This is a genomic window from Salmonella sp. SJTUF15581, from assembly GCF_043356775.1.
GTDB classification, from domain to species: Bacteria; Pseudomonadota; Gammaproteobacteria; order Enterobacterales; family Enterobacteriaceae; genus Salmonella; species Salmonella enterica.
In genome coordinates this window covers 137,970-159,551 of sequence record NZ_JBEUJY010000001.1, presented here as the reverse complement: position 1 = coordinate 159,551, position 21,582 = coordinate 137,970, and the positions used below count along the sequence as shown (strand labels likewise).

Sequence of the window (21,582 nt, the reverse complement as noted above, 5' to 3'; positions counted from 1 at the left end):
TAGTTAATTTATGTGGTATCCTCATAGACCTTCTCTGATAATGACGGAACGGTTTATGAGGAGAATCTGATGATTAGCGGCGTGCTATACGCCCTGCTGGCAGGGCTAATGTGGGGATTGATTTTCGTCGGCCCGTTAATCGTGCCGGATTACCCGGCCCTCTTACAGTCAATGGGACGCTATCTGGCGCTGGGGCTGATTGCCCTGCCGATTGCCTGGTTAGGCCGCACGCGGTTACGCCAGTTGACGCGCAAAGACTGGTTCACCGCCCTGTCGCTGACTCTGATGGGCAATGTAATCTATTACGCCTGCCTCGCCAGCGCCATTCAGCGAACCGGCGCGCCGGTGTCGACGATGATCATCGGGACATTGCCGGTCGTCATTCCGCTTTTCGCTAACATTCTCTATAGCCAACGGGACGGCAGATTATCCTGGCGGCGTTTAGCGCCCGCGCTGGCGCTTATCGGTTTTGGCCTGCTGTGCGTCAATATTGCTGAACTTAGCCAGGGATTGTCCGATGTTAGCGGCTGGCGCTATGGTTCAGGCATTGTGCTGGCGCTGATTTCCGTAGCGTGCTGGGCATGGTATGCGCTGCGCAACGCCCGCTGGCTGCGGGAAAATCCCGACAAACATCCCATGATGTGGGCAACGGCGCAGGCGCTGGTTACGCTGCCGGTCTCGTTAATCGGCTATGCGGCGGTCTGTCTGTGGCTGAGTATCCAGAAACCGCTGTTTACCCTGCCCTTTGGCCCGCATCCCGCGCTGTTTATCGGTCTGATGATCGCCATCGCGGTGCTGTGTTCCTGGGTGGGCGCGCTGTGCTGGAATATCGCCAGCCAAAAATTGCCAACCGTTATTTTAGGGCCGCTGATTGTTTTTGAGACGTTGGCGGGACTGCTCTATACCTTCATTCTGCGCCAGGAAATCCCGCCATTCCTGACGTTAAGCGGCATTGCGCTCCTGGTGGCGGGCGTGGTCATTGCCGTGAGAGCGAAACCGGAAAAAGCGACCGTCGTTCCGGTCACGGAACGCTAATTTCATACTGGCTTAAATTATACGCACCCCGAAAGAGTTATAGCCTCGCCTTAAAGATGCATTTAAAATACAACTTATATTATTGCAAATGAGGTAACGGCTATGGCTTATCGCGATCAACCTTTAGGCGAACTGGCGCTCTCTATTCCCCGCGCATCGGCGCTGTTTCGCCAGTACGATATGGATTACTGCTGCGGCGGAAAACAGACGCTGGCGCGTGCCGCCGCGCGTCACGACGTCGATATTGACATCATAGAAGCGCAACTCGCGCAGTTGGCTGAACAGCCCATCGAAAAAGACTGGCGCGCCGTTCCGCTGGCGGACATTATTGACCATATCGTGGTGCGCTATCATGACCGACATCGCGAACAACTGCCGGAGCTTATCCTGCAGGCAACCAAAGTGGAACGCGTCCACGCGGATAAGCCAAACGTCCCACGCGGCCTGACAAAATATCTCACCGCGCTGCATGAAGAGCTTTCCAGCCATATGATGAAAGAAGAACAGATCCTGTTCCCCATGATCAAACAGGGTATGGGTCGCCAGGCAACGGGCCCGATAAGCGTAATGGAAAGCGAGCATGACGAGGCGGGAGAGCTGGTAGACGTCATCAAACACGTCACCCAAAATGTAACGCCGCCGCCAGAAGCCTGCACCACCTGGAAAGCGATGTATAACGGCATTAATGAGATGATTGATGATCTGATGGAGCACATCAGCCTGGAGAATAACGTGCTGTTCCCACGCGCGCTGGCCGGGGAATAATCGCCAGCCGGGCATTTTGCCGGATGGCGGCTGTAAACTGCGCCTTATCCGGCCTACAAATCAACGCTACGCTGTAAGCCCGGTAAGCGCCAGCGCCACCGGGCAAAACAATTAACGCATTCCCGCCATCCGTTTCTTACCTATCAACAGCCAGCCCAGACCCAACGCGATAAACCACAGCGGCGTCACGATCAGCGCCTGGCGCGTATCGTCTTCCAGCGTCAGTAATACCAGCACGAATGCAAAGAACGCCATGCAGACCCAGCACATCAGCTTGCCGAGCGGCATCTTATAGATGGATTTTTCATGCAGGTGGGGACGCTTTTTGCGGTACACCAGGTATGAACACAGAATGATGGTCCAGACAAACATAAACAGGATAGCCGAAACCGTAGTGATCATGGTGAATGCGCCAATCACGCTCGGGTTGACCATCAGCATAACCACGCCGCCCAGCAGGCAGATACAGGAGAAGGTCAGGCCTTTCGCCGGTACCGCGCGTTTCGATAGCTTAGCGAACGCTTTTGGCGCCACGCCTTCTTGCGCCAGGCCAAACAGCATACGGCTGGTCGAGAAGACGCCGCTGTTGGCGGAAGACGCCGCCGAGGTCAGCACAACAAAGTTGATCACGCTCGCGGCGGCAGGCAGACCCACCAGTACAAACAGCTCAACAAACGGGCTCTTATCCGGCACCACGGAACTCCACGGCGTCACCGACATAATGACAATCAGCGCAAAGACGTAGAACATGATGATACGGATCGGTATTGAGTTAATCGCGCGCGGCAGCGATTTTTCCGGATCTTTAGTTTCTGCGGCGGTAGTGCCGACCAGCTCAATGCCCACGAAGGCGAACACCGCAATCTGGAAACCGGCAAAGAACCCGCTAATACCTTTCGGGAACCAGCCGCCGTCATTCCACAGATGCGCGAAAGACGCTTCAACGCCGGTCGGCGATTTAAAGTGCATCGCAATCATCACCAGCCCGACCACAATCAACGCTACGATGGCGACGATTTTGACCATAGCAAACCAAAATTCCATTTCACCAAACATTTTAACGGTGGCGAGGTTGAGGCTTAGCAGCAGGATCACTACCGCCAGCGAGGCGACCCAATCGGAAAGGCCGGGAAACCAGAACTGCGCGTAGGCGGTAATCGCCACCACGTCAGCCATACCGGTCACTACCCAGCAAAACCAGTACGTCCAGCCGGTGAAATATCCCGCCCAGGGGCCAAGCAGGTCGGAAGCAAAATCGCTAAACGATTTATATTCCAGATTCGAGAGCAGCAATTCCCCCATGGCGCGCATCACGAAAAAAAGCATAAAACCGATGATCATATACACAAAAATGATCGACGGTCCGGCGAGACTGATCGTTTTACCCGATCCCATAAACAGACCGGTACCAATAGCGCCGCCAATAGCGATAAGCTGTATATGACGGTTTGTAAGATTGCGCCGTAGCGACTGTTCAGCCGGAGCCTGTTCGTCGGCTGCGACTTTTACCTGATCTACCATGTTTTTCTTCCTGTACCTGTCTGTGTTGTGCGGGCTCTACGGCCTTTGGTCTATGATACGACGATCCTGTTATCAGGACTCATCGATATTAGGTAAGAATCGGCGGGATGAATACTAAGATTCAAATACAATGTTAATTTTATGTTTAAAATGAGTGTTATATCACTTTGATAATGCGAATTAGCTCACAAAAATACACGTAACGACGCCATTTGCAAAATAAAATATTGGCATCTGCTGAAGTCAGGGTTGCCGGATAAGGCGTTTACGCCATCATCCGGCAAACCCGGGGCGCTTACAGAATTTCCAGCAGTTCCACCTCAAACACCAGGGTGCTGAATGGCGGAATAGATGCCCCGGCCCCACGCTCGCCATAGGCCAGCTCCTGTGGGATAGTCAGTTCCCATTTGGAACCTACCGGCATCAGAGTCAGCGCTTCAATCCAGCCGGCGATCACGCCATTTACCGGGAATTCAGCCGGTTCGCCGCGCGCGACGGAGCTGTCAAATACGGTGCCATCAATAAGCTTACCGGTGTAATGCACGCGTACGCGGTCGGTACGCGCCGGAATCGCGCCTTCGCCCTGCGTCAGAACGCGGAACTGTAAACCAGATTCAGTACTGTTCACACCGTCTTTTTCGCGGTTTTCTTCCAGGTATTTCACGCCTTCGGCCGCCATCGCTTTGAAACGCTCACGACGCACCGCGTCCGCACGCTCATGAATTTCACGCAGCGCACGATGCACCACATCAACAGGAACCGCCGGGTGTTTACCTTCCAGCGCATCAGCAATGCCTGCAACCAGCGCTTCAGGCAACAGCCCTTCAAGACCGGATTCGCTGAGCTGCTGCCCTACCTGCAAACCAATGCCGTAGCTCGCTTGCGCTTCAATAGTGTCAAAAGTCGGGGTGGCCATTATTTTTCCTTCATCGGATATCAAAAAAGTAGCGGGCAGCATAACAGCCACGCTTCTTCTGGTAAAACTTTGTCTCAGGGAGGATGACAAATCGCAGGGAAAAAGAAACAATAGATTATCCGTATTGATGTCACGAAAGCGGATAGCACTACCAGTATCATAGCGTTAGCCATCTATACTCTATGATTAAGGAACGAGATGCGGAGCAGGAGGTAAACCATGCCCGGGCGCTTTGAATTAAAACCAACCCTGGCGAAAATCTGGCACGCGCCGGATAATTTTCGCATCATGGGGCCGCTGCCGCCTATGCATCGTCGTGGCATTATCATTGCCGCTATCGTGCTGGTGATCGGCTTCCTGCTGCCCGCCAGCGAGACCAGCGACTCGCCTGTCGTCACGCGGGAAGCGCAATTGGATCTGCAATCGCAATCACAGCCGCCGACGGAGGCCCAGCTTCAGGCGCAACTGGTCGCGCCGCAAAACGATCCGGATCAGGTGGCGCCCGTTGCGCCGGAACCTATCCAGGAAGGCCAGCCGGAAGAACAAAACCAGCCGCAGACGCAGCCTTTCCAGCAGGATAGCGGCATCGGTCAACAGTGGCGCTCGTACCGGGTAGAGCCTGGTAAAACTCTGGCGCAACTGTTCCGTGACCACGGGCTGCCCCCGACAGACGTTTATGCAATGGCGCAGGTAGAAGGCGCTGGCAAACCGCTGAGTAATCTCAAAAATGGTCAAATGATTAAAATTCGCCAGAATGCCAGCGGGGTGGTGACAGGTTTAACGATAGATGGCGATAACGGTCAACAGGTGCTGTTTACGCGTCAGCCTGACGGCAGTTTTATTCGCGCACAGTAACGCCGGCTGCGCCTTACCCCGCCTATACCCTATTCGTTCAGGTGAAGCATTACCGCTTCACCTTATTCACCCACCAAATCCCCGAACACACCAGCACCAGCGCCATCATGTATTTCCACTCCAGAATATTCTCGCCGAGAAAAATAGCCGAAAGAGCCGCGCCGGAAACCGGGATCAGAAAGTTAAACGGCGCAATCATCCCCACGCGATTATATTTGAGTAAAATGCTCCATAGCGCAAAAGCGACCGACGAGAGTAACGTCAGGTAGACTAAAATCGCCACCGACGAGAAGCCATGTATCGTCAGCGTACCGCCAAAAACGTAACCGCCAATGACCAGTACCAGACCGCCAATCCCCAATTGATAGCCAGTCATGACCATCGGATCGACCGTCTGCGAGAGACGTTTGCCATACAATGTGGCCGCAGAAAGAATAAACGCCGCCAGCACCACGGAGCCTTCTCCCGGCAGATTAAAGCTGAAATCCAGGCCGTTGCTGACGTTCACCACCATGACGCCCGCAAAGCCCAGAATACAGCCGAGCGTTTTGTTGTAGCTCAATCGGTCGTTCTGATAAATAAAGTGCGCCAGCAATACGCTGAAGAATGTGCCTGTCGCATTCATGATTGAGCCTTTCACGCCGGAGGTGAACGCAAGGCCGATATAGAAAAAGAGATATTGCAGCGACGTCTGGGTCAGACCCAGTAACGTTAACTGAGCAAACTGGCGCGGACGAAACCGACCAATCGGTTTACGCTGAAGCAGCGCGAACAGTAGCAGCAACCCACCCGCAAACAAAAAACGATAACCAGCAAAAACAATTTTAGAAGGGATATCATCGGTGGCTATCTGAAAGAGGTCATAACCGCTTTTGATGGCTGGATAAGCGCTGCCCCATAGCAGGCAACAAAATGCGGCACACACATAAACGACGTTTTTGCGGGCAAACGGGGAGGCCTGGCGTTGGGTATCCATTCTTTCACCAAGAAATTAAAATAATGTTTTATTTTTGATTATCGCGAAAAGAGGGGGAGATAGCCAGTCGAAAAGCGATGGGGTTAAAAAAGCAAAACGTCGGCGCTGGGCCGACGTTTCGTTGCTAGCAAAAACGAGAATGACTGATTACTCAGCAACCACGTTGATGATAACTTTTGCGAATACTTCGCTGTGAACCTGGAAGTTCACTTCGTGTTCGCCAGTGGTACGCAGAACGCCGTTCGGCAGACGAACTTCGCTCTTAGCCACGTCAACGCCAGCCGCAGTCACAGCGTCAGCGATGTCGCGAGTACCGATGGAACCGAACAGTTTACCTTCGTCGCCTGCTTTAGACGCGATAGTAACGGTTTCCAGGGCGTTGATTTTCTCTGCGCGTGCATTTGCAGCAGCCAGAACGTCAGCCAGTTTAGCTTCCAGTTCAGCGCGACGTGCTTCGAAGTATTCAACGTTTTTCTTGGTAGCCGGAACAGCTTTACCCTGTGGTACCAGGAAGTTACGAGCATAGCCCGCTTTAACGTTAACCTGATCACCCAGGCTACCCAGGTTTGCTACTTTATCAAGCAGAATAACTTGCATTACCTTATCCTCTCAAAGTCGTATTAATGGACCGTGACCGATTACTGATGGCGATCAGTGTACGGCAGCAGAGACAGGTAGCGAGCGCGTTTGATAGCGCGAGCCAGCTGACGCTGGTATTTTGCACGGGTACCGGTGATACGGCTTGGGACAATCTTACCGCTTTCGGTGATGTAGTTTTTCAGCGTAGCGATATCTTTATAGTCGATCTCTTGAACGCCTTCCGCGGTGAAACGGCAGAACTTGCGACGACGGAAATAACGTGCCATATGGCTAGTCTCCAGAATCTATCAATTCAATCTGCTCGGCATGCAGAACCATTTTGCTCAGACCGTTCTTTGCCTTGTGGCAAGAAATAAACCCCTGAACGGTTATGCGGCTGCCGACCGTTATACTGTGAGTAATGGCCTGATTTTTGTGTCCGCTAACAATAACGGGCATTTGGCACCACGCCTGCCGGTGAAAGCCGGCTTCCTCTTGCACAGAACGATGCTCAAGCACGAACTGGCAATGCGGAATTCCTGATGGACTGACCTTTCGAAGGGGGGCCCTGCACACGGTGCCGGACAACGCCAGACGGTTGGTCATCAGAAATTACTCTTCAGAATCCCCAGCTTCAGCATCATCTGCGGTTTCGTTAGCGAAATCATCGCGACGCTCACGGCGCTCGTCTTTCGCTTTAACCATCGGAGAAGCTTCGGTAACAGCGTGCTTAGTACGCATAACCATGCTGCGGATAACGGCATCGTTGAAGCGGAAGGTAGTTTCCAGCTCATCGATCACTTCCTGCGGCGCTTCAACGTTCATCAGAACGTAGTGCGCTTTGTGCAGTTTGTTGATCGGGTAAGCCAGCTGACGGCGGCCCCAGTCTTCCAGACGGTGGATCTTGCCTTCTGCGCCAGTGATGGCAGCAGAGTAACGCTCGATCATGCCCGGAACCTGTTCGCTCTGGTCAGGATGGACCATAAAAACGATTTCGTAATGACGCATCGAATTGCTCCTTACGGATTATTCAGCCTCCTGTCTGGGTCAGCCGCGGCCCATGGAGGCAAGGAACGTGTTAAAGGTCGGCTGAAAAATGACGCGTTATAATACTGGCGCCTGCGGGCAAACTCAAGGTGATTGTACAATTATTTATCGTGCCGAACGTAACGCCTGTCCCGTCACATTTTGCTGCTGAGATATTAACTTCATATCGCATGCCACTATAAACGGCCTGTTGCGGCAGAAAAATTGACACTGTGGTCAGCTTACTTTTTTGCCACACAGGGTTTCTTAAACATAGCGGCATACATCAACGGGTTGTTAATCAGGTAAAAAACGACAATGCGATAATTTTTTGAACAACAGCATCAGAAAAGGTCGCCATCTCTGCGGCGGGTTATGGTTAAAATTAAACCAGAAGCGATTCACTAAAGGGGGATATCGCCAACCAGACCGCGCTGCTGAGGAGGTACTCTATGCGAGCCCGGATAATGTTATTTCTGGCTGCGCTTTTGCCTGGCATAACGGCAACGGCAGCCATCGAGTTAAATAATCATCAGGCCAGAAATATGGATGATGTGCGCAGCTTAGGCGTGATCTACATCAACCACAACTTCGCCACGGAAAGCGAAGCCAATCTGGCGCTGAATGAAGAGGCCGACGTGCGAAACGCAATGTATTATCACGTCATACTTATCCGGGAACCGGGTAGCAACGGCAATATACACGCCAGCGCGAATATTTATCGCTAGCATCAGGAAAACCAACGAAAAAGCCATAGTTGATTTGCCCCCTGAGCAGGGGGCTTTTTTCGCGGAAAGATGGCTCCGGAATTAGACCTGTGACATCCCGATAATATTCACATTCCGGAGCTCATACTTCACTTCTGCCCGTAATACGCATTCGGGCCATGCTTACGCATGAAGTGTTTATTCATCAGATAATCGTCGATGGGATTCAGCGCCGGGTTAATGCCGCGCGCAATCCACGCCATTTTTGCCACTTCCTCCATGACCACCGCGTTATGTACCGCATCGTGCGCATCTTTCCCCCAGGCGAATGGCCCGTGTTGATACACGACAATGCCTGGCGTATGCAGCGGTTCCACCTCGCCCAGCGTTTCGATGATCACCTTACCGGTGTTCAGCTCGTACTCGCCCTGCACTTCTTCTTCGCTTAACGCCCTGGTACAAGGAATATCGCCCAAGAAATAGTCCGCGTGCGTGGTACCGAGCGCCGGAATAGCCATCCCCGCCTGCGCCCATGCCGTGGCGTGGGTGGAGTGGGTATGAACGACGCCGCCAAGCGACGGATAGCGTTGATACAGCGCCAGATGGGTAGCGGTATCGGAAGAAGGACGATAACCTCCCTCCACCACTTTGCCATCCATATCCACCACCACCATGTCATCTACCTTCATGGTTTCATAGGCGACACCGCTTGGCTTAATCACCACCAGCCCGCGTTCGCGATCGATAGCGCTGACGTTGCCCCAGGTAAACGTCACCAGTCCATAACGGGGCAAATCCATGTTAGCGTCAAATACCTGCTGCTTGAGCTTTTGCATTAGGCTGCCTCCACCAGACCGGCGCTGGCCATGCGCGCTTTCACCCAGTCACGCGCTTTCGCTACCTCTGCCGCCGGGTTCTCTGCTGTTTCGCTCCACATCTCAATCAGATAGGGCCCGCAATAGCCACTCTGTTTGAGCGTTTCGAAGCAGCGTTCGAAATCGACAACGCCTTCGCCAAACGGCACATTTTTGAACACGCCGGGTTTAGTATCTTTGACGTGTACCGCGACGATATGCCCGATTCCCGCCTGTAGCTCCATCTGTACGTCGTTATCCCAGGCAGACAGATTGCCGATATCCGGATAGAGCTGGAACCACGGGTTATTGAGGTAGTGAGCATAGCCCAGCGCTTTACTGATGGAATTCATCAATGGATAATCCATGATCTCCATCGCCAGCGTCACCTGGGCGCGGCTAGCCATATCAACGCTCTCTTTTAACCCATCGCGGAAGCGGCAACGCGTTTCGTCATTGGCCTGCTGATAGTAAACGTCGTACCCCGCCAGTTGAATGACGCGAATCCCAACGTCCTGCGCAAACTGAATCGCTTTACGCATAATCTCCAGCCCCTGCGCCCGTATCGCGTCATCTTCGCTACCGAGCGGAAAACGACGATGCGCGCTCAGACACATGGACGGCACGCGCACGCCGGTTTCAGCAACCGCGCTCACTAGCGCCAGACGCTGCTCGCGACTCCAGTCGAGCCGCGCCAGTCGGGCGTCGGTCTCGTCCACCGACATTTCAACAAAGTCAAAACCCAGCGTTTTCGCCAGCCGCAGGCGCTCCAGCCAGCACTCCCCGGCAGGGAGCGCTTTTTCATAGATGCCGAGCGGAATTTGTTTCGACAGCATAGCCGCTCCTTAGCCCCACAGTTGGGCAATGGAGCGTTTGAACTGCCGTGCGGCTTCTACCGGCGATTCGGCATCGCGAATGCTACGCCCCGCGATAAAGACATGGATCGGAATGCCTTTGAACAGCGGCAGGTCTTCCAGCGCCAGTCCGCCGGTCACGGTCACTTTAAAGCCCATATCGGAGAGTCGCTTAATCGCGGTAATATCCGCCTCGCCCCACGCCACGCCTGCCGCCTGCGCATCGCGGCTGCGGTGATAAACCACTTGCTGAATGCCCGCATCGCGCCACTGCTGCGCCTGTTCCCAGGTCCAGTAACCGGTCAGCTCGATTTGCACATCGCCGTTAAACTCTTTCGCCACATCCAGCGCGCCTTTTGCGGTGTTGATATCCGCACAGCAAATCACGGTCACCCAGTCCGCGTTGGCTTCGAAACACATACGGGAGAGGATTTTACCGGCATCGGCAATTTTGGCGTCCGCCAGCACGATTTTGTGCGGATAGAGCGCTTTCAGGTCGCGAACGGCGCGCACGCCTTCACCCACGCACAGAATGGTGCCCACTTCGATAATGTCGACTTCTTCGGCAATCAGGCGAGTGGTTTCATAGGCGCTATCCATAGTCTGGTTGTCCAGCGCGACCTGCAACATTGGTAATGACATTTTCAATTCCTTCTTAAGCTGCCGCGTTGGTGCGGTCAATGAGATCCAGGACTTCCTGCGCGGTGCGGCAGGCGCGTAAACGGTCAAAATTAGCTTCGTCTTCAAACAGGTTGACGATCTGCATGATGCCCACTTCCTGGTGAGTGTTGGCATCAACCGCCGCCATGGTGATCAGAATATCGACCGGGTCGTTATCTTCGTGGTTGAACTCCAGCGGCTTTTTCAGGGTCACCAGCGAAAAACCGGTTTTCTTCACCCCTTCTTCCGGGCGGCCATGCGGCATCGCCAGGCCGGGGGCAATCACAAAATAGGGGCCAAACTGCTCAACGCCATCCAGAATCGCCTGGTAATAGCGCGGCTCTACCACGTCGGCAGCCACCAGTAAATCGACGCCGATCTTGACGGCTTCCTGCCAGGTATTCGCTTCAGCCTGCAGGCGGATAGAATTATTCTCCGCCAGTGAATCACGTAATTTCATGTTGCATCCTTACTTCACGTCTTGCGGGAAATGTTCTTTGATCACTTCCAGCAGTTTCGGGCCAAAATCCGCAGGCGACAGCATGTTGCGCACGCCAACCACATATTTGTTGCCGGTCACGCTGATTTCGCCTGCAATATGGGTAGAAGCGATGATGATATCCGCGCCGCTCAACTCGCTTTTGTACTCGCCAACCGCGCAGCTGTTTACCGTGTGGTCAATGTTTGATTGGGTTAAAAACTGGTCCACTTTCATTTTCATGATCATGGAACTGCCCTGCCCGTTGCCACATACAGCCAGAATACGTACGGTCATAATCAAAACTCCTTATTAAGCAGACTGTTCTGCCAGTTGTTTTTCTGCATCTTCTTCTGCGCGCAGTGCGCGGCCAGCGAAGAACATATAAGCCAGTGCAATTACAATGATGACGGCCATAAAGGCGATACCGAGGGAGAAGAAGCCCTGCATCATCGGCGGTGCCAGAATCGACCAGTCCGCCATACCCATCCAGGCGCTCATCCCCGTGAGTTTCACCGCCCAGACGCAACCAAAGATTTCGATCATCCCCATCACCAGACAAATCTTCAGCGCCGCACGCCAGCCGCCGAAGTGGTTAGCGAACACGCCGATAGTGGCGTTAGAGAAGAACATCGGGATAAAGCCAGGAATAATCAGGATCGAGGAACCGCAGGCAACCAGGATGCCAACCGCAATCAGCTGACCGATGGTGCCCCACATAAAGCCCCAGACCACCGCGTTCGGCGCGAAGCTATAAATAGCGGCGCAGTCAATCGCCAGTACTGCGCCCGGAATCAGACGCTGGGAGATACCGTTAAAGGCCTCAGAGAGCTCGGCGACAAACATACGCACGCCCTGGGTGATGATGAAGATCGCCACCGCAAAGGAGAAACCGGTTTGCAGGATATAGATTGTCCAGTGGGTTTTACCCGCCATCGCCTGTACGGTATCGATACCAAAGGAGAGCAGAATGGCACCAAAGAAGATGGTCATTACAATCGCCGTGGAGACGATGTTGTCATGGAAAATGTTCAGCCAGCCCGGCAGTTTGAGGTCTTCAACGCTTTCCTCTTTTTTGCCCAGGAACGGCGCGACTTTATAGGCAATCCAGGAAGCAAACTGCTGCTGGTGACCGATGGAGAAACCACAGCCATCGGTCACTTCCTGAGTCGGCTTGTACATCATGTTGGAGGTAATACCCCAGTACAGGGAAACCAGTATCGCCGTGCAGATAATGGTGGTCCACATGGAATAGCCGAAGATATAGAAAGAGACCGCAATCAGCCCCGCCTGCTGGAACATGATGTGCCCGGTCAACATGATGGTGCGAATACCGGTAATGCGTCGCAACAAGACGTAACAAATATTCAGCGCCAGCGCGAGCAACACCGCGTAGCCTACCCAACTATACGCATCACCCATCCGTTCGATCGTTGCCATCATCGAAGCATAGGTATCGGAAATCGCGCCGTTGATGCCGTAGACCTCAGACATTTTCGCCACCACCGGTTTAAAGGTGCTGGTCAGAATGCCGGACCCGGCCTGTAGCAGCATGAAGCCAATGATGGTTTTGATCGTCCCTTTGATGATCACGCTGACGCTTTTACGCAGCAGGATATAGCCCAGGCAGGTCACAATACCCAGTAATAGCGGGGCATTGGTCATTACCTGATTAAAAAAAATGGTAAAGATGTTGTAGAGGATCTCCATAACGATCTCCGGTAGACAAGGTTGCTGAGTCACAGGCGCTCAGAATAATGTCCCTCCACTGTAATTTTCAAAAGTAATCACAACAAGATTGAATTTGATTAAATGTGACGTAGCGCGCAAATAATTAGCACACTTAATACATGGTTTACTTATAAATAACTCATTTCTTCATTAAAATAAGTAAAATCATAAAGATGAACACATCCCCATGACGCCAGAAAAGATTAAATTTTCTTCTGGCTGCGTTCTCCTCTACCCAAAAGTCAAAAAATAGCCCATTGCCTTCTTGAGAAAATAGTGTCAGGATTAATCAAAACAAATCACGTTTTGAACCATTTTGAACAAACATGAAGGTAAATGCGATGAGTAAAGTACAAAGCATCACGCGTGAATCATGGATTCTGAGCACGTTTCCGGAGTGGGGAAGCTGGCTGAACGAAGAGATTGAGCAAGAGCAGGTCGCGCCGGGTACGTTCGCTATGTGGTGGCTGGGCTGTACTGGTATCTGGCTAAAATCTGAAGGCGGCACTAACGTATGCGTCGATTTCTGGTGCGGTACCGGTAAACAGAGCCACGGTAATCCGTTGATGAAAACCGGCCATCAGATGCAGCGTATGGCTGGCGTCAAAAAATTACAGCCTAACCTGCGCACCACGCCGTTTGTTCTCGATCCTTTCGCTATCCGTCAGATTGACGCCGTACTGGCGACCCACGACCATAACGATCACATTGACGTCAATGTCGCGGCTGCCGTAATGCAGAATTGCGCCGATGATGTTCCGTTTATCGGCCCGCAGACCTGCGTGGATTTGTGGGTTGGCTGGGGCGTGCCGAAAGAACGCTGCATCGTGGTAAAACCGGGCGATGTCGTGAAAGTGAAAGATATTGAAATTCATGCGCTTGATGCCTTTGACCGCACTGCATTAATCACCCTGCCCGCCGATCAGAAAGCCGCTGGCGTACTGCCGGACGGCATGGATGTACGCGCGGTTAACTATCTGTTTAAAACGCCGGGCGGCAATCTCTATCACAGCGGCGATTCTCACTATTCCAACTACTACGCGAAACACGGCAACGAACATCAAATTGATGTCGCGCTCGGTTCTTACGGTGAAAACCCGCGCGGTATTACGGACAAAATGACCAGCGCGGATATTTTACGCATGGCGGAATCGCTGAATACCAAAGTGGTGATCCCGTTCCATCACGATATCTGGTCGAACTTCCAGGCCGATCCGCAAGAGATCCGCGTGCTATGGGAAATGAAGAAAGATCGCCTGAAGTATGGTTTTAAACCGTTTATCTGGCAGGTTGGCGGCAAGTTTACCTGGCCGCTGGATAAAGACAATTTCGAATACCACTATCCGCGTGGGTTTGACGATTGCTTTACCATTGAACCCGATCTACCGTTCAAATCCTTCCTGTGAGTCGATATCATGCCGGGATTACCCGGCATTTTTTCCATTTACTTTAGTATTTCCAGGCTATTTCAAATATCATCTTTTCAAATCAATTTGTATCGGAATAGCTCATGACTGAAGCACAAAGACATCAAATACTGCTGGATATGCTGGCACAGTTGGGCTTTGTTACCGTCGAAAACGTGATTGAGCGTCTGGGGATCTCCCCGGCGACAGCGCGCCGCGACATCAACAAGCTCGACGAAAGCGGGAAACTTAAAAAAGTGCGCAACGGCGCAGAGGCCATTACCCAACAGCGGCCCCGCTGGACGCCGATGAATCTGCACCAGGCGCAAAATCACGATGAAAAAGTACGCATCGCGAAAGCGGCGTCGCAGCTGGTAAACCCGGGTGAAAGCGTAGTGATTAACTGCGGCTCCACCGCTTTCCTGCTGGGGCGCGAAATGTGCGGGAAGCCGGTACAGATCATTACCAACTATCTGCCGCTGGCGAATTATCTGATCGATCAAGAGCATGACAGCGTGATTATCATGGGTGGTCAGTATAATAAAAGCCAGTCGATTACCCTGAGCCCGCAGGGAAGTGAAAACAGTCTCTATGCGGGCCACTGGATGTTTACCAGCGGAAAGGGCTTAACCGCGGATGGCCTGTACAAGACCGATATGCTAACCGCCATGGCGGAACAAAAAATGCTCAGCGTCGTCGGTAAACTGGTCGCGCTGGTCGATAGCAGTAAAATTGGCGAGCGCGCGGGGATGCTGTTCAGCCGCGCCGATCAGATCGCTATGCTGATTACCGGCAAAAATGCCAATCCGCAGGTTTTGCAACAGCTTGAAGCCCAGGGTGTAAGCATACTCCGCGTTTAAAGATGCTGTCGGAAAAACGCTACCGTCGCCGACAACGCTTCTGGCGTAATGCGATGCCGCACGCCTGCGGCCCATAAACAGGTCACATGCTTATCCAGCTTCGCCCCGGCGAGTGCCTGCTGGAGCCGGAAGGTTTCGATAGCAGGCACCACGTCATCCTCCCGACCATGCCACAACAGAAGCGGCCTGTCGGCCAGTCGCTCTAACTGGTGTGTGACTTCCCATTCACGTAGCGGCGCAATGATATTGTCGAATTCCGCCTGCTGTGCCGGGTTCTGCGGGGATAACGGCGGGAAAAGCGTCCGGGCAAGCCCGGTAAAATAGCCCGACCCCATTAAACTGGCCCCGCATTTTACCTCTCGGTGACGCGTCATAATGCCCAGCGCCGTCATACCGCCCATGGATGCGCCGCCCACCGCCAACCGCCCGTCAAGTAGCCAGTTTTCCGCCTGAATCGCCGCACGTAACGTCGTAAATTCCTGCATGTTTTGGTGCAGAATCTGCCAGAATCGGTGTATCCGTCCCTGTGAGTCGCCGCCGAAGCGAGCGCCATGCTCCGGCGCATCCGGCATGACTACCCGGAATCCTGCCTGTGCCAGGGCAACGGCAAAATAACTATAAACCAGGCTGGAGGAGGTGAAGCCATGATAGAACACCACACAGGGAAGCGGCACGGCACGTTTCCCTTCCGGGAAGGCATGTAGTACGACGCCTCCGGCTAATTGTCGTGTTTCAATCGCTATCATTATTCTCTCCTTTTTATCCGGTATGCCACGGAGAAATACTTAACGCAAGTTTATGGATAGCGCAATAATTCATAATGTTTGAGAACTGGGTTACGCTTTCGCAACGTTTTCATTCGAAAATCGCGTGACAGGTAACACTTCGGGAACATTCCCCCTAAAGGGAAATCAATAAGGCATTACACTATGATTATCAGGAAACGAGATAGAGTTATGCGTCGGTTTGCTTCATTGATAGCAGCGCTGTTATTAAGCGCGTGTAGCGTGCTGCAGGGTACGCCGCAACCTGCGCCGCCTGTCGCCGATCACCCGCAGGAAATCCGTCGCGATCAAACGCAAGGACTACAGCGGATGGGGACCGTAAGCGCGCTGGTTCGGGGCTCCCCGGATGATGCAATAGATGAAATCAGAGCGAAAGCCGTCGCTGCGAAAGCCGATTATTACGTTATCTTAATGGTTGATGAAACGGTTGTAACCGGCCAGTGGTATTCACAAGCCATTTTGTATCGTCAATAACAGTAGATTGATTTTTAGTCAGTTTTACATTGCTTTGCGCCCCTATGCGTTTACCTGTGCACAATAAACAAACAGGTTTACCGTGATGGAGCGTCCTGTTAAATGCGGGGTATGTAATAAGGAGCTGACGATGAAACAAGAACTTGCCTTATCCTCACTGCTGCTTTCTGCCGGACTGGTGAGTACGACGGCACAGTCTGCCGAATTCGCCAGTGCTGACTGCGTAACGGGTCTGAATGAAATCGGCCTGATCTCGGTCAGTAATGTTGCAGGAAACCCACAGGATGTAGAGCGGATTATCGCCCTCAAAGCCGATGAACAGGGTGCGTCCTGGTACAGAATTATTCAAATGTATGAAGAACAACAGTCGGATAACTGGCGCGTACAGGCGATACTCTATGCCTGATGCCGCGTGGCTCGCGCCGGATGGCATGTACTACAGGTCAAACGTTACCGCAGTCCCCCGGTCGCCCTTAACAGTAAATCATTTTGCACCTGGGCAGGCAGCGGCATTTCGCCGCGTGTATCCAGCATCATCTGACACCACGCTTGCGCCAGCGGCGGCGAGGCATGACGCAGCATTTCCGCTCCGCACCCCAGCAAGAAAAGCTGCTGCGTAATCTCTCTGCCCATTGCTTCGTCCGGTTTGCGTAAACGTTGCTGTAGCTGACGTACCGCGCGGTCGTAATGGCGATCCTGACCTTTGACTTCCGCAAAAGCTTCACTCAATACGTCATAGACGCCGTGTTGTTTTGTCAGCACCCGAAGTACATCCAGACACATGATATTGCCGGAACCTTCCCAGATACTGTTCACCGGCATTTCACGGTACAGGCGCGGGAGTTCGCTCTCTTCGCAATACCCCATCCCGCCGAGAACCTCCATCGCCTCAGCCACAAAAGGGATTCCCTGCTTACAGATGGCGAATTTCGCCGCTGGCGTGAATAATCGCGCCCATAATGCCTCTTTCGCCTCGCGACGTTGCTCCCAGGCGCGCGCCAGCCGAAACAACAGCGCCGTCTGCCCCTCCAGGCATAGCGCCATACGACTTAAGGTTTGTCGCATCAACGGTTGTTCGATCAGCGGCTTACCAAAAGCCTGACGCTGATGAGCATGGTAAATGGCGACTGAAAACGCACGCCGCATTAAGCCATGACTCCCGAGCGCGCAATCAAGACGCGTCATACCGCCCATCTTTAAGATATGCCGAATCCCTTCGCCCTCTTCTCCCAGCCGCCAGCCGACGGCATCCTGAAACTCGACTTCGGCGCTGGCATTAGATCGATTACCGAGTTTATCTTTCAGGCGTTCAAGACGAACAGAGTTCCGTTGCCCGTCTGGCAGGAAACGCGGCACAAAGAAACAGGATAGTCCTCCTTTTGCCTGCGCCAGCACGAGGTGCGCATCGCTTTGCGGCACAGAGAAAAACCATTTATGTCCCACCAGCCGATATGAATCATCCGCCAGCCGCTCCGCGTGGGTCGTATTACTGAGTACGTCAGATCCGCCCTGCTTTTCCGTCATTCCCATGCCGATGAGCAGGCCCCGTTTTTGCCCGCCCGGCAGCAAATGCGAATCGTAGCGATCGCTGCGCAGCGGCGCCAGCCAGTCATGGAAAGTGGCGGGAAGCATCTGCAATAGCAACGGTGTCGCGGCAAAGGTCATCGTGACAGGACAGAGTGTTCCCGCTTCTACCTGAGCATGTAATACAAAACGCGCCGCCCGGGCGACAAAACTTCCCGCCCTTGCCTCTTCCTCCCAGGCCAGGTTATGTACCCGATTAGCGCAAAGCCCCTGCATCAACAGGTGCCAGGCGGGATGAAAGCGAACGTCATCCAGACGCTGTCCCTGGGGATCGTAACGCAGCAACTCAGGAGGATGCGCGTTCGCCAGACGACCCAGTTCCAGTGATTCCGCCGTTCCCAGTTGTTGGCCAATGCTGGCGAGAAGATCGCTATCCCATCCCGCGCCTTCCCGGGAAACCGCTTCACACAGCGCGCCATCAGACAGGAATAAGTTACTGTTATTGAGCGGAGCTGGTTGATTAAAAACGGTATGTGTTTGCCAGGACATGGTGTCTCCCTCCTTCAATGGCGCTGAAGTCAAGTATGGTCATGACTGCGCCATTGACGCCGGAGCAAGATCACAAAAGTATGATTAACCGGCAATATAATGTGGGACGAAACGGGAAGTGTCTTTGGTAATCAGCGTATTGTCCTCGCGAATCCCCATTCCGGAGGCTTCATCGTCAATGATCCAACTGCCAATCAGCGTATAGCTATCGCCAAAGCGCGGCAAAGGCTGAAACGCCTGGTAAATCATCGGCTCGTCAGCGTAGTCGCCGTCGGCATGATCGATAACATTTTGCCGCTCGTCGAAAATCGTGACGTTGCCGCCTTCACGTGAATAAATCGGCTTCCGCACGCTGCTTTCACCTGGCGCTGCGAGCGATTTTTCGCCCTCAAACCAGGCCGGCAGCAGATTCGGATGGCCAGGGAAAAAGCGCCACAATAACGGCAACAGCCCTTTGTTACTCAGAATACTTTTCCACAATGGCTCAATCCATTGCTCACGACGTTTTCGCAACAGCGGGCCGTTGTCGTCGCGCATCATCCACTCCAGCGGGTAGAGCTTAAAGGCGCGGCGAATCACGTTATCGTCCAGATCGGTCAGCACGCCGCCTACGCCAAGCCCCAGTTCTTCAATATAGATAAATCGCGTTTCCTGGCCCGCCTGCTGCGCGCAATCCTGAAGGTACAGCACCGTCGTGCGATCTTCGTCGGTATCTTCACAACAGCAAAAGTAGAGCGGTTCCCGACTGTACAGCTCGCTGAAGCGGGCGATCAGCCGCTCCTGTATCGCGTTGTATTGATCGGCATCACGCGGGATGGCGCCGCTACGACGGACATCCTCCAGCCATAGCCATTGAAAGTAGGAGGACTCATAGAGCGACGTCGGCGTATCCGCATTGTATTCCAGCAATTTAACCGGATCTTTGCCGCACCAGACGAAATCCATCCGCCCGTAAAGCGAAGGATCGCGGCTGCGCCAACTTTCGGCGATGACATCCCAGTACAATGGCGGGATCGCCAGCTGCTGCATGATCTGCTCATCCCGGACGGCCCGCTCGACAATCTCCAGACACATCTGATGAAGCTCTGCGGTCGGTTTTTCGATCTGTTCTTCAATTTGCCGTAATGTAAAACGGTAGGCCCGGCTTTCATCCCAGTAAATTTCGTTATCGATAACATGAAAGTCAAAACCGTGATCGCAGGCGATCTTATCCAGATCCCGACGTATCGGTACGTTGTGTCGTAGCATGGTTAGCCTCCCCAGTGCCCGCGGGCGCTGGAAGAACGGCCATAGCCGCCGCGGGAGACGGTGGACGCTTTCCGTGTGATATAACCAGGGCTGGTCACGGTATCGCTTTTCCCTGTGCCGCTGCGCCACGCATAGTCGCCGGATGTGGTGCGCCAGACGGGACGGGAGACGTAGGATGAACCGCCGCTGCTATAGATGTATTGTTCATCACGGTTCTGACGAATCGCGCGGCTGAGTAAAAAGCCGCTTAATACCGGAACCCAGCTCCGCTCGGTGATATCAAAGTAGCAATCGCCAAACTGCGACTGACAGCGCTCCTGCGTCAATTGCTTAGGCACATTAGCGTAAAATTCTGTTTTCGCATTATTCCAGCCGTCAGCGCAAACGCTGGCGCTATTGCCATCGTCAATACAGTCGTTCACCGTGGCGTAAAACGTCCCATCGCCGTCGTTGTCACTATTGCTGCCGTCACCGTACCCTTTCAGGAGAAAAAAGGCCGCTCCGCCCATAATCGCCAGCGTCAGGTATTTTGGCGTGTAGCGATTTCGTTGCCGCTCAAAGGGATTGACCGGTTCGGCTATCCGTCTTATTGCCGAATGGCCTACGCCGGATGTGCTTCTGGATTTTCGTTTTTTTGCCATGATCTTCCGTTACCATGTCATACAGGCAGCGTTAAAAATACCGCCAGCCAGCGCTGCGGTTCCCATAAATAGCCCCGCCGCCACGTTGTGATTAATAATTTTTTCGCTCAGCGTAGGCATGTATAACCTTACGCAACCATAAATCAGCAGTTGAATCACCAGCGCAATGCCGCCCCAGGCAAAATAGTCCGGGATACTGACCGAGTTTATCGCCGCGCTGGATAATGGGATGACATAGCCCAGCAACGTACCGCTAAAGGCCAGCGATGCCGCAGTATTGTTATTTTTTATCAACTGCCATTCATTATGTGGCGTTATCTTTGAGTAAATAAAAAGAAATACAATGACCATTGCCGCGCCAATAAAAAAATAGGCGCAGAAAGCCAGTAATGCGTCCAGTATATGCATAATTTCCCTGTATGTGCTTAACCAATAACCGTCAGTGAAGTGAGCGGGATATCCACGCCGAGGGCGCGTGAAAACACCCATTCAGGCTCACCGCGCTCGTTAAATGATTCTTCCCCGTTCAATAGAAGATACTCCCAGGCGTCATCCGTCACCTGGCGCTGGAAGCCCATCGTAAAATTGTGAACGTCCCATTTCTCTGCCTGCTGATTTTCAACCTTTTCCAGCATGTAAACAGGTTCAATATTGCCCGGCTCTTCATGGTTAAAAAAACGCTGCCAGCGCCGTTCTTGCCAGTTGAGCGTCATCGGCCCTATTGCCGCTGGCGCAATGGCTGAACGCCAGTGACGTTCCTCGTTAATACCGAAACTTTCCTCATATACAAAAAGTTTGATGTCATCAATGTCGTCAACATCCGTGCCGCCAGTGGTGTTAATTTGTAGAAACTCATCGCCAGAGGTGTAGTAGCGAAAAATCTGACTGCCGCCGCCTAAATCTATGCGACTCGCTGCCGCGACAGTGTATTTTTCACCCGGTAGCGCCACCAGCAACGACGACTCCAGTAGCCGGAATGCCAGCGTATCCAGCGTGAAACCGGCGTTAAGATGTAATCCTAATGGTCCGCGAATCGGCGCTGGCGCGCTTGTTTTACCGAGCAAACGCTGAAAAAATTGCATCATAGGGGAACCTCTATCTCTTGCCATGCGACCTCTTCAGCCAGAATGCGATTGTC

Annotated in this window: 28 protein-coding genes; 8 read left to right on the top strand and 20 right to left on the bottom strand. The window is 53.0% G+C overall.

Features of this window, described 5'->3' with window-relative positions:
* Positions 1-69 precede the first annotated feature (69 nt).
* Positions 70-1,035: a DMT family transporter gene (locus tag ABVN36_RS00730; RefSeq protein ID WP_000623273.1), complete on the top strand. Its 966-nt coding sequence runs from the start codon at positions 70-72 to the stop codon at positions 1,033-1,035.
* 102 nt (positions 1,036-1,137) lie between these two features.
* Entirely contained in the window at positions 1,138-1,800 is a 663-nt protein-coding gene (ytfE, locus tag ABVN36_RS00725; RefSeq protein ID WP_000331471.1) for an iron-sulfur cluster repair protein YtfE, read from the top strand.
* Between the two features lie 111 nt (positions 1,801-1,911).
* Here ytfE and cycA read toward each other — a convergent pair whose 3' ends face one another.
* A complete protein-coding gene (cycA, locus tag ABVN36_RS00720; protein ID WP_000228322.1) occupies positions 1,912-3,321 on the bottom strand; it encodes a D-serine/D-alanine/glycine transporter in 1,410 nt (469 codons plus the stop codon).
* A 295-nt stretch (positions 3,322-3,616) separates the two neighbouring features.
* Entirely contained in the window at positions 3,617-4,237 is a 621-nt protein-coding gene (gene fklB / locus ABVN36_RS00715; RefSeq protein WP_000235161.1) for an FKBP-type peptidyl-prolyl cis-trans isomerase, read from the bottom strand.
* A gap of 219 nt (positions 4,238-4,456) precedes the next feature.
* Here fklB and ABVN36_RS00710 point away from each other — a divergent pair, with 219 nt between their 5' ends.
* Positions 4,457-5,092, top strand: a complete 636-nt coding sequence (locus ABVN36_RS00710; protein WP_241371379.1) for an OapA family protein — start codon at positions 4,457-4,459, stop codon at positions 5,090-5,092.
* Positions 5,093-5,141: 49 nt separating this feature from the next.
* On the opposite strand, the gene ABVN36_RS00705 is transcribed toward ABVN36_RS00710, so the two are convergent.
* The 6 genes from ABVN36_RS00705 to ABVN36_RS00680 form a co-directional block, all read right to left on the bottom strand.
* Positions 5,142-6,068 (bottom strand): DMT family transporter, encoded by a 927-nt coding sequence (locus tag ABVN36_RS00705; protein ID WP_023138841.1) that lies wholly within the window; start codon positions 6,066-6,068, stop codon positions 5,142-5,144.
* Positions 6,069-6,215: 147 nt separating this feature from the next.
* The gene (gene rplI, locus ABVN36_RS00700) at positions 6,216-6,665 is read right to left on the bottom strand and encodes a 50S ribosomal protein L9 (protein WP_001196065.1); all 450 of its coding nucleotides are present in this window, start codon (positions 6,663-6,665) and stop codon (positions 6,216-6,218) included.
* Between the two features lie 41 nt (positions 6,666-6,706).
* Entirely contained in the window at positions 6,707-6,934 is a 228-nt protein-coding gene (rpsR, locus tag ABVN36_RS00695) for a 30S ribosomal protein S18 (RefSeq protein ID WP_000135199.1), read from the bottom strand.
* Between the two features lie 4 nt (positions 6,935-6,938).
* Positions 6,939-7,253: a primosomal replication protein N gene (priB, locus tag ABVN36_RS00690; RefSeq protein WP_023138842.1), complete on the bottom strand. Its 315-nt coding sequence runs from the start codon at positions 7,251-7,253 to the stop codon at positions 6,939-6,941.
* A 6-nt stretch (positions 7,254-7,259) separates the two neighbouring features.
* Positions 7,260-7,655, bottom strand: coding sequence for a 30S ribosomal protein S6 (gene rpsF / locus ABVN36_RS00685; RefSeq protein ID WP_001216673.1), 396 nt, complete (start codon positions 7,653-7,655; stop codon positions 7,260-7,262).
* A gap of 70 nt (positions 7,656-7,725) precedes the next feature.
* Complete coding sequence (locus ABVN36_RS00680; RefSeq protein WP_077908641.1) at positions 7,726-7,932, bottom strand: hypothetical protein; 207 nt, start codon at positions 7,930-7,932, stop codon at positions 7,726-7,728.
* A gap of 193 nt (positions 7,933-8,125) precedes the next feature.
* Here ABVN36_RS00680 and yjfY point away from each other — a divergent pair, with 193 nt between their 5' ends.
* A complete protein-coding gene (gene yjfY / locus ABVN36_RS00675; protein ID WP_001529484.1) occupies positions 8,126-8,401 on the top strand; it encodes a DUF1471 family protein YjfY in 276 nt (91 codons plus the stop codon).
* Between the two features lie 128 nt (positions 8,402-8,529).
* Here the strand turns inward: yjfY and ABVN36_RS00670 are convergent, their stop codons facing one another.
* The 6 genes from ABVN36_RS00670 to ulaA are packed head-to-tail and all read right to left on the bottom strand — an operon-like array spanning position 8,530 to position 12,936.
* A complete protein-coding gene (locus ABVN36_RS00670) occupies positions 8,530-9,216 on the bottom strand; it encodes an L-ribulose-5-phosphate 4-epimerase (protein ID WP_023138843.1) in 687 nt (228 codons plus the stop codon).
* Positions 9,216-10,070: an L-ribulose-5-phosphate 3-epimerase UlaE gene (gene ulaE, locus ABVN36_RS00665; RefSeq protein WP_000949525.1), complete on the bottom strand. Its 855-nt coding sequence runs from the start codon at positions 10,068-10,070 to the stop codon at positions 9,216-9,218. The genes ABVN36_RS00670 and ulaE overlap by 1 nt, the downstream gene beginning before the upstream one ends.
* A 9-nt stretch (positions 10,071-10,079) precedes the next feature.
* Positions 10,080-10,730, bottom strand: coding sequence for a 3-keto-L-gulonate-6-phosphate decarboxylase UlaD (gene ulaD / locus ABVN36_RS00660; RefSeq protein WP_000056761.1), 651 nt, complete (start codon positions 10,728-10,730; stop codon positions 10,080-10,082).
* A 13-nt stretch (positions 10,731-10,743) separates the two neighbouring features.
* Positions 10,744-11,208, bottom strand: a complete 465-nt coding sequence (gene ulaC / locus ABVN36_RS00655) for a PTS ascorbate transporter subunit IIA (RefSeq protein ID WP_000776531.1) — start codon at positions 11,206-11,208, stop codon at positions 10,744-10,746.
* A 9-nt stretch (positions 11,209-11,217) separates the two neighbouring features.
* Entirely contained in the window at positions 11,218-11,523 is a 306-nt protein-coding gene (gene ulaB / locus ABVN36_RS00650) for a PTS ascorbate transporter subunit IIB (RefSeq protein ID WP_000218358.1), read from the bottom strand.
* Positions 11,524-11,538: 15 nt separating this feature from the next.
* Complete coding sequence (gene ulaA, locus ABVN36_RS00645) at positions 11,539-12,936, bottom strand: PTS ascorbate transporter subunit IIC (protein ID WP_000404873.1); 1,398 nt, start codon at positions 12,934-12,936, stop codon at positions 11,539-11,541.
* A 362-nt stretch (positions 12,937-13,298) separates the two neighbouring features.
* Between ulaA and ulaG the strand changes: the two genes are divergently transcribed.
* Both ulaG and ulaR read left to right on the top strand, forming a co-directional pair.
* Complete coding sequence (ulaG, locus tag ABVN36_RS00640; protein ID WP_000049161.1) at positions 13,299-14,363, top strand: L-ascorbate 6-phosphate lactonase; 1,065 nt, start codon at positions 13,299-13,301, stop codon at positions 14,361-14,363.
* 104 nt (positions 14,364-14,467) lie between these two features.
* On the top strand, positions 14,468-15,223 hold the full coding sequence (gene ulaR / locus ABVN36_RS00635; RefSeq protein WP_000133618.1) for an HTH-type transcriptional regulator UlaR: 756 nt from the start codon (positions 14,468-14,470) through the stop codon (positions 15,221-15,223).
* Here ulaR and yjfP read toward each other — a convergent pair.
* A complete protein-coding gene (yjfP, locus tag ABVN36_RS00630) occupies positions 15,220-15,969 on the bottom strand; it encodes an esterase (protein ID WP_023138844.1) in 750 nt (249 codons plus the stop codon). The genes ulaR and yjfP overlap by 4 nt on opposite strands.
* Before the next feature lie 183 nt (positions 15,970-16,152).
* On the opposite strand from yjfP, the gene bsmA reads away from it, so the two are divergent.
* A complete protein-coding gene (gene bsmA, locus ABVN36_RS00625; protein ID WP_000586836.1) occupies positions 16,153-16,482 on the top strand; it encodes a biofilm peroxide resistance protein BsmA in 330 nt (109 codons plus the stop codon).
* A 130-nt stretch (positions 16,483-16,612) separates the two neighbouring features.
* Positions 16,613-16,888, top strand: coding sequence for a DUF1471 family protease activator YjfN (gene yjfN / locus ABVN36_RS00620; RefSeq protein ID WP_001518964.1), 276 nt, complete (start codon positions 16,613-16,615; stop codon positions 16,886-16,888).
* Positions 16,889-16,932: 44 nt separating this feature from the next.
* Here the strand turns inward: yjfN and ABVN36_RS00615 are convergent, their stop codons facing one another.
* From ABVN36_RS00615 to ABVN36_RS00595, 5 genes are all read right to left on the bottom strand, one after another.
* Positions 16,933-18,555: an isovaleryl-CoA dehydrogenase gene (locus tag ABVN36_RS00615; protein ID WP_000118964.1), complete on the bottom strand. Its 1,623-nt coding sequence runs from the start codon at positions 18,553-18,555 to the stop codon at positions 16,933-16,935.
* 84 nt (positions 18,556-18,639) lie between these two features.
* On the bottom strand, positions 18,640-19,803 hold the full coding sequence (locus ABVN36_RS00610; protein ID WP_023138845.1) for a glutathionylspermidine synthase family protein: 1,164 nt from the start codon (positions 19,801-19,803) through the stop codon (positions 18,640-18,642).
* Positions 19,804-19,805: 2 nt separating this feature from the next.
* Positions 19,806-20,444 carry a DUF1190 domain-containing protein gene (locus ABVN36_RS00605; protein WP_001085606.1) on the bottom strand — a complete coding sequence of 213 codons (639 nt, stop codon included), beginning with the start codon at positions 20,442-20,444 and terminating at the stop codon, positions 19,806-19,808.
* A 9-nt stretch (positions 20,445-20,453) separates the two neighbouring features.
* Positions 20,454-20,852 carry a DUF350 domain-containing protein gene (locus tag ABVN36_RS00600; RefSeq protein WP_000547738.1) on the bottom strand — a complete coding sequence of 133 codons (399 nt, stop codon included), beginning with the start codon at positions 20,850-20,852 and terminating at the stop codon, positions 20,454-20,456.
* Positions 20,853-20,869: 17 nt separating this feature from the next.
* The gene (locus ABVN36_RS00595) at positions 20,870-21,553 is read right to left on the bottom strand and encodes a YjfK family protein (protein WP_000090290.1); all 684 of its coding nucleotides are present in this window, start codon (positions 21,551-21,553) and stop codon (positions 20,870-20,872) included.
* Between the last annotated feature and the right edge of the window lie 29 nt (positions 21,554-21,582).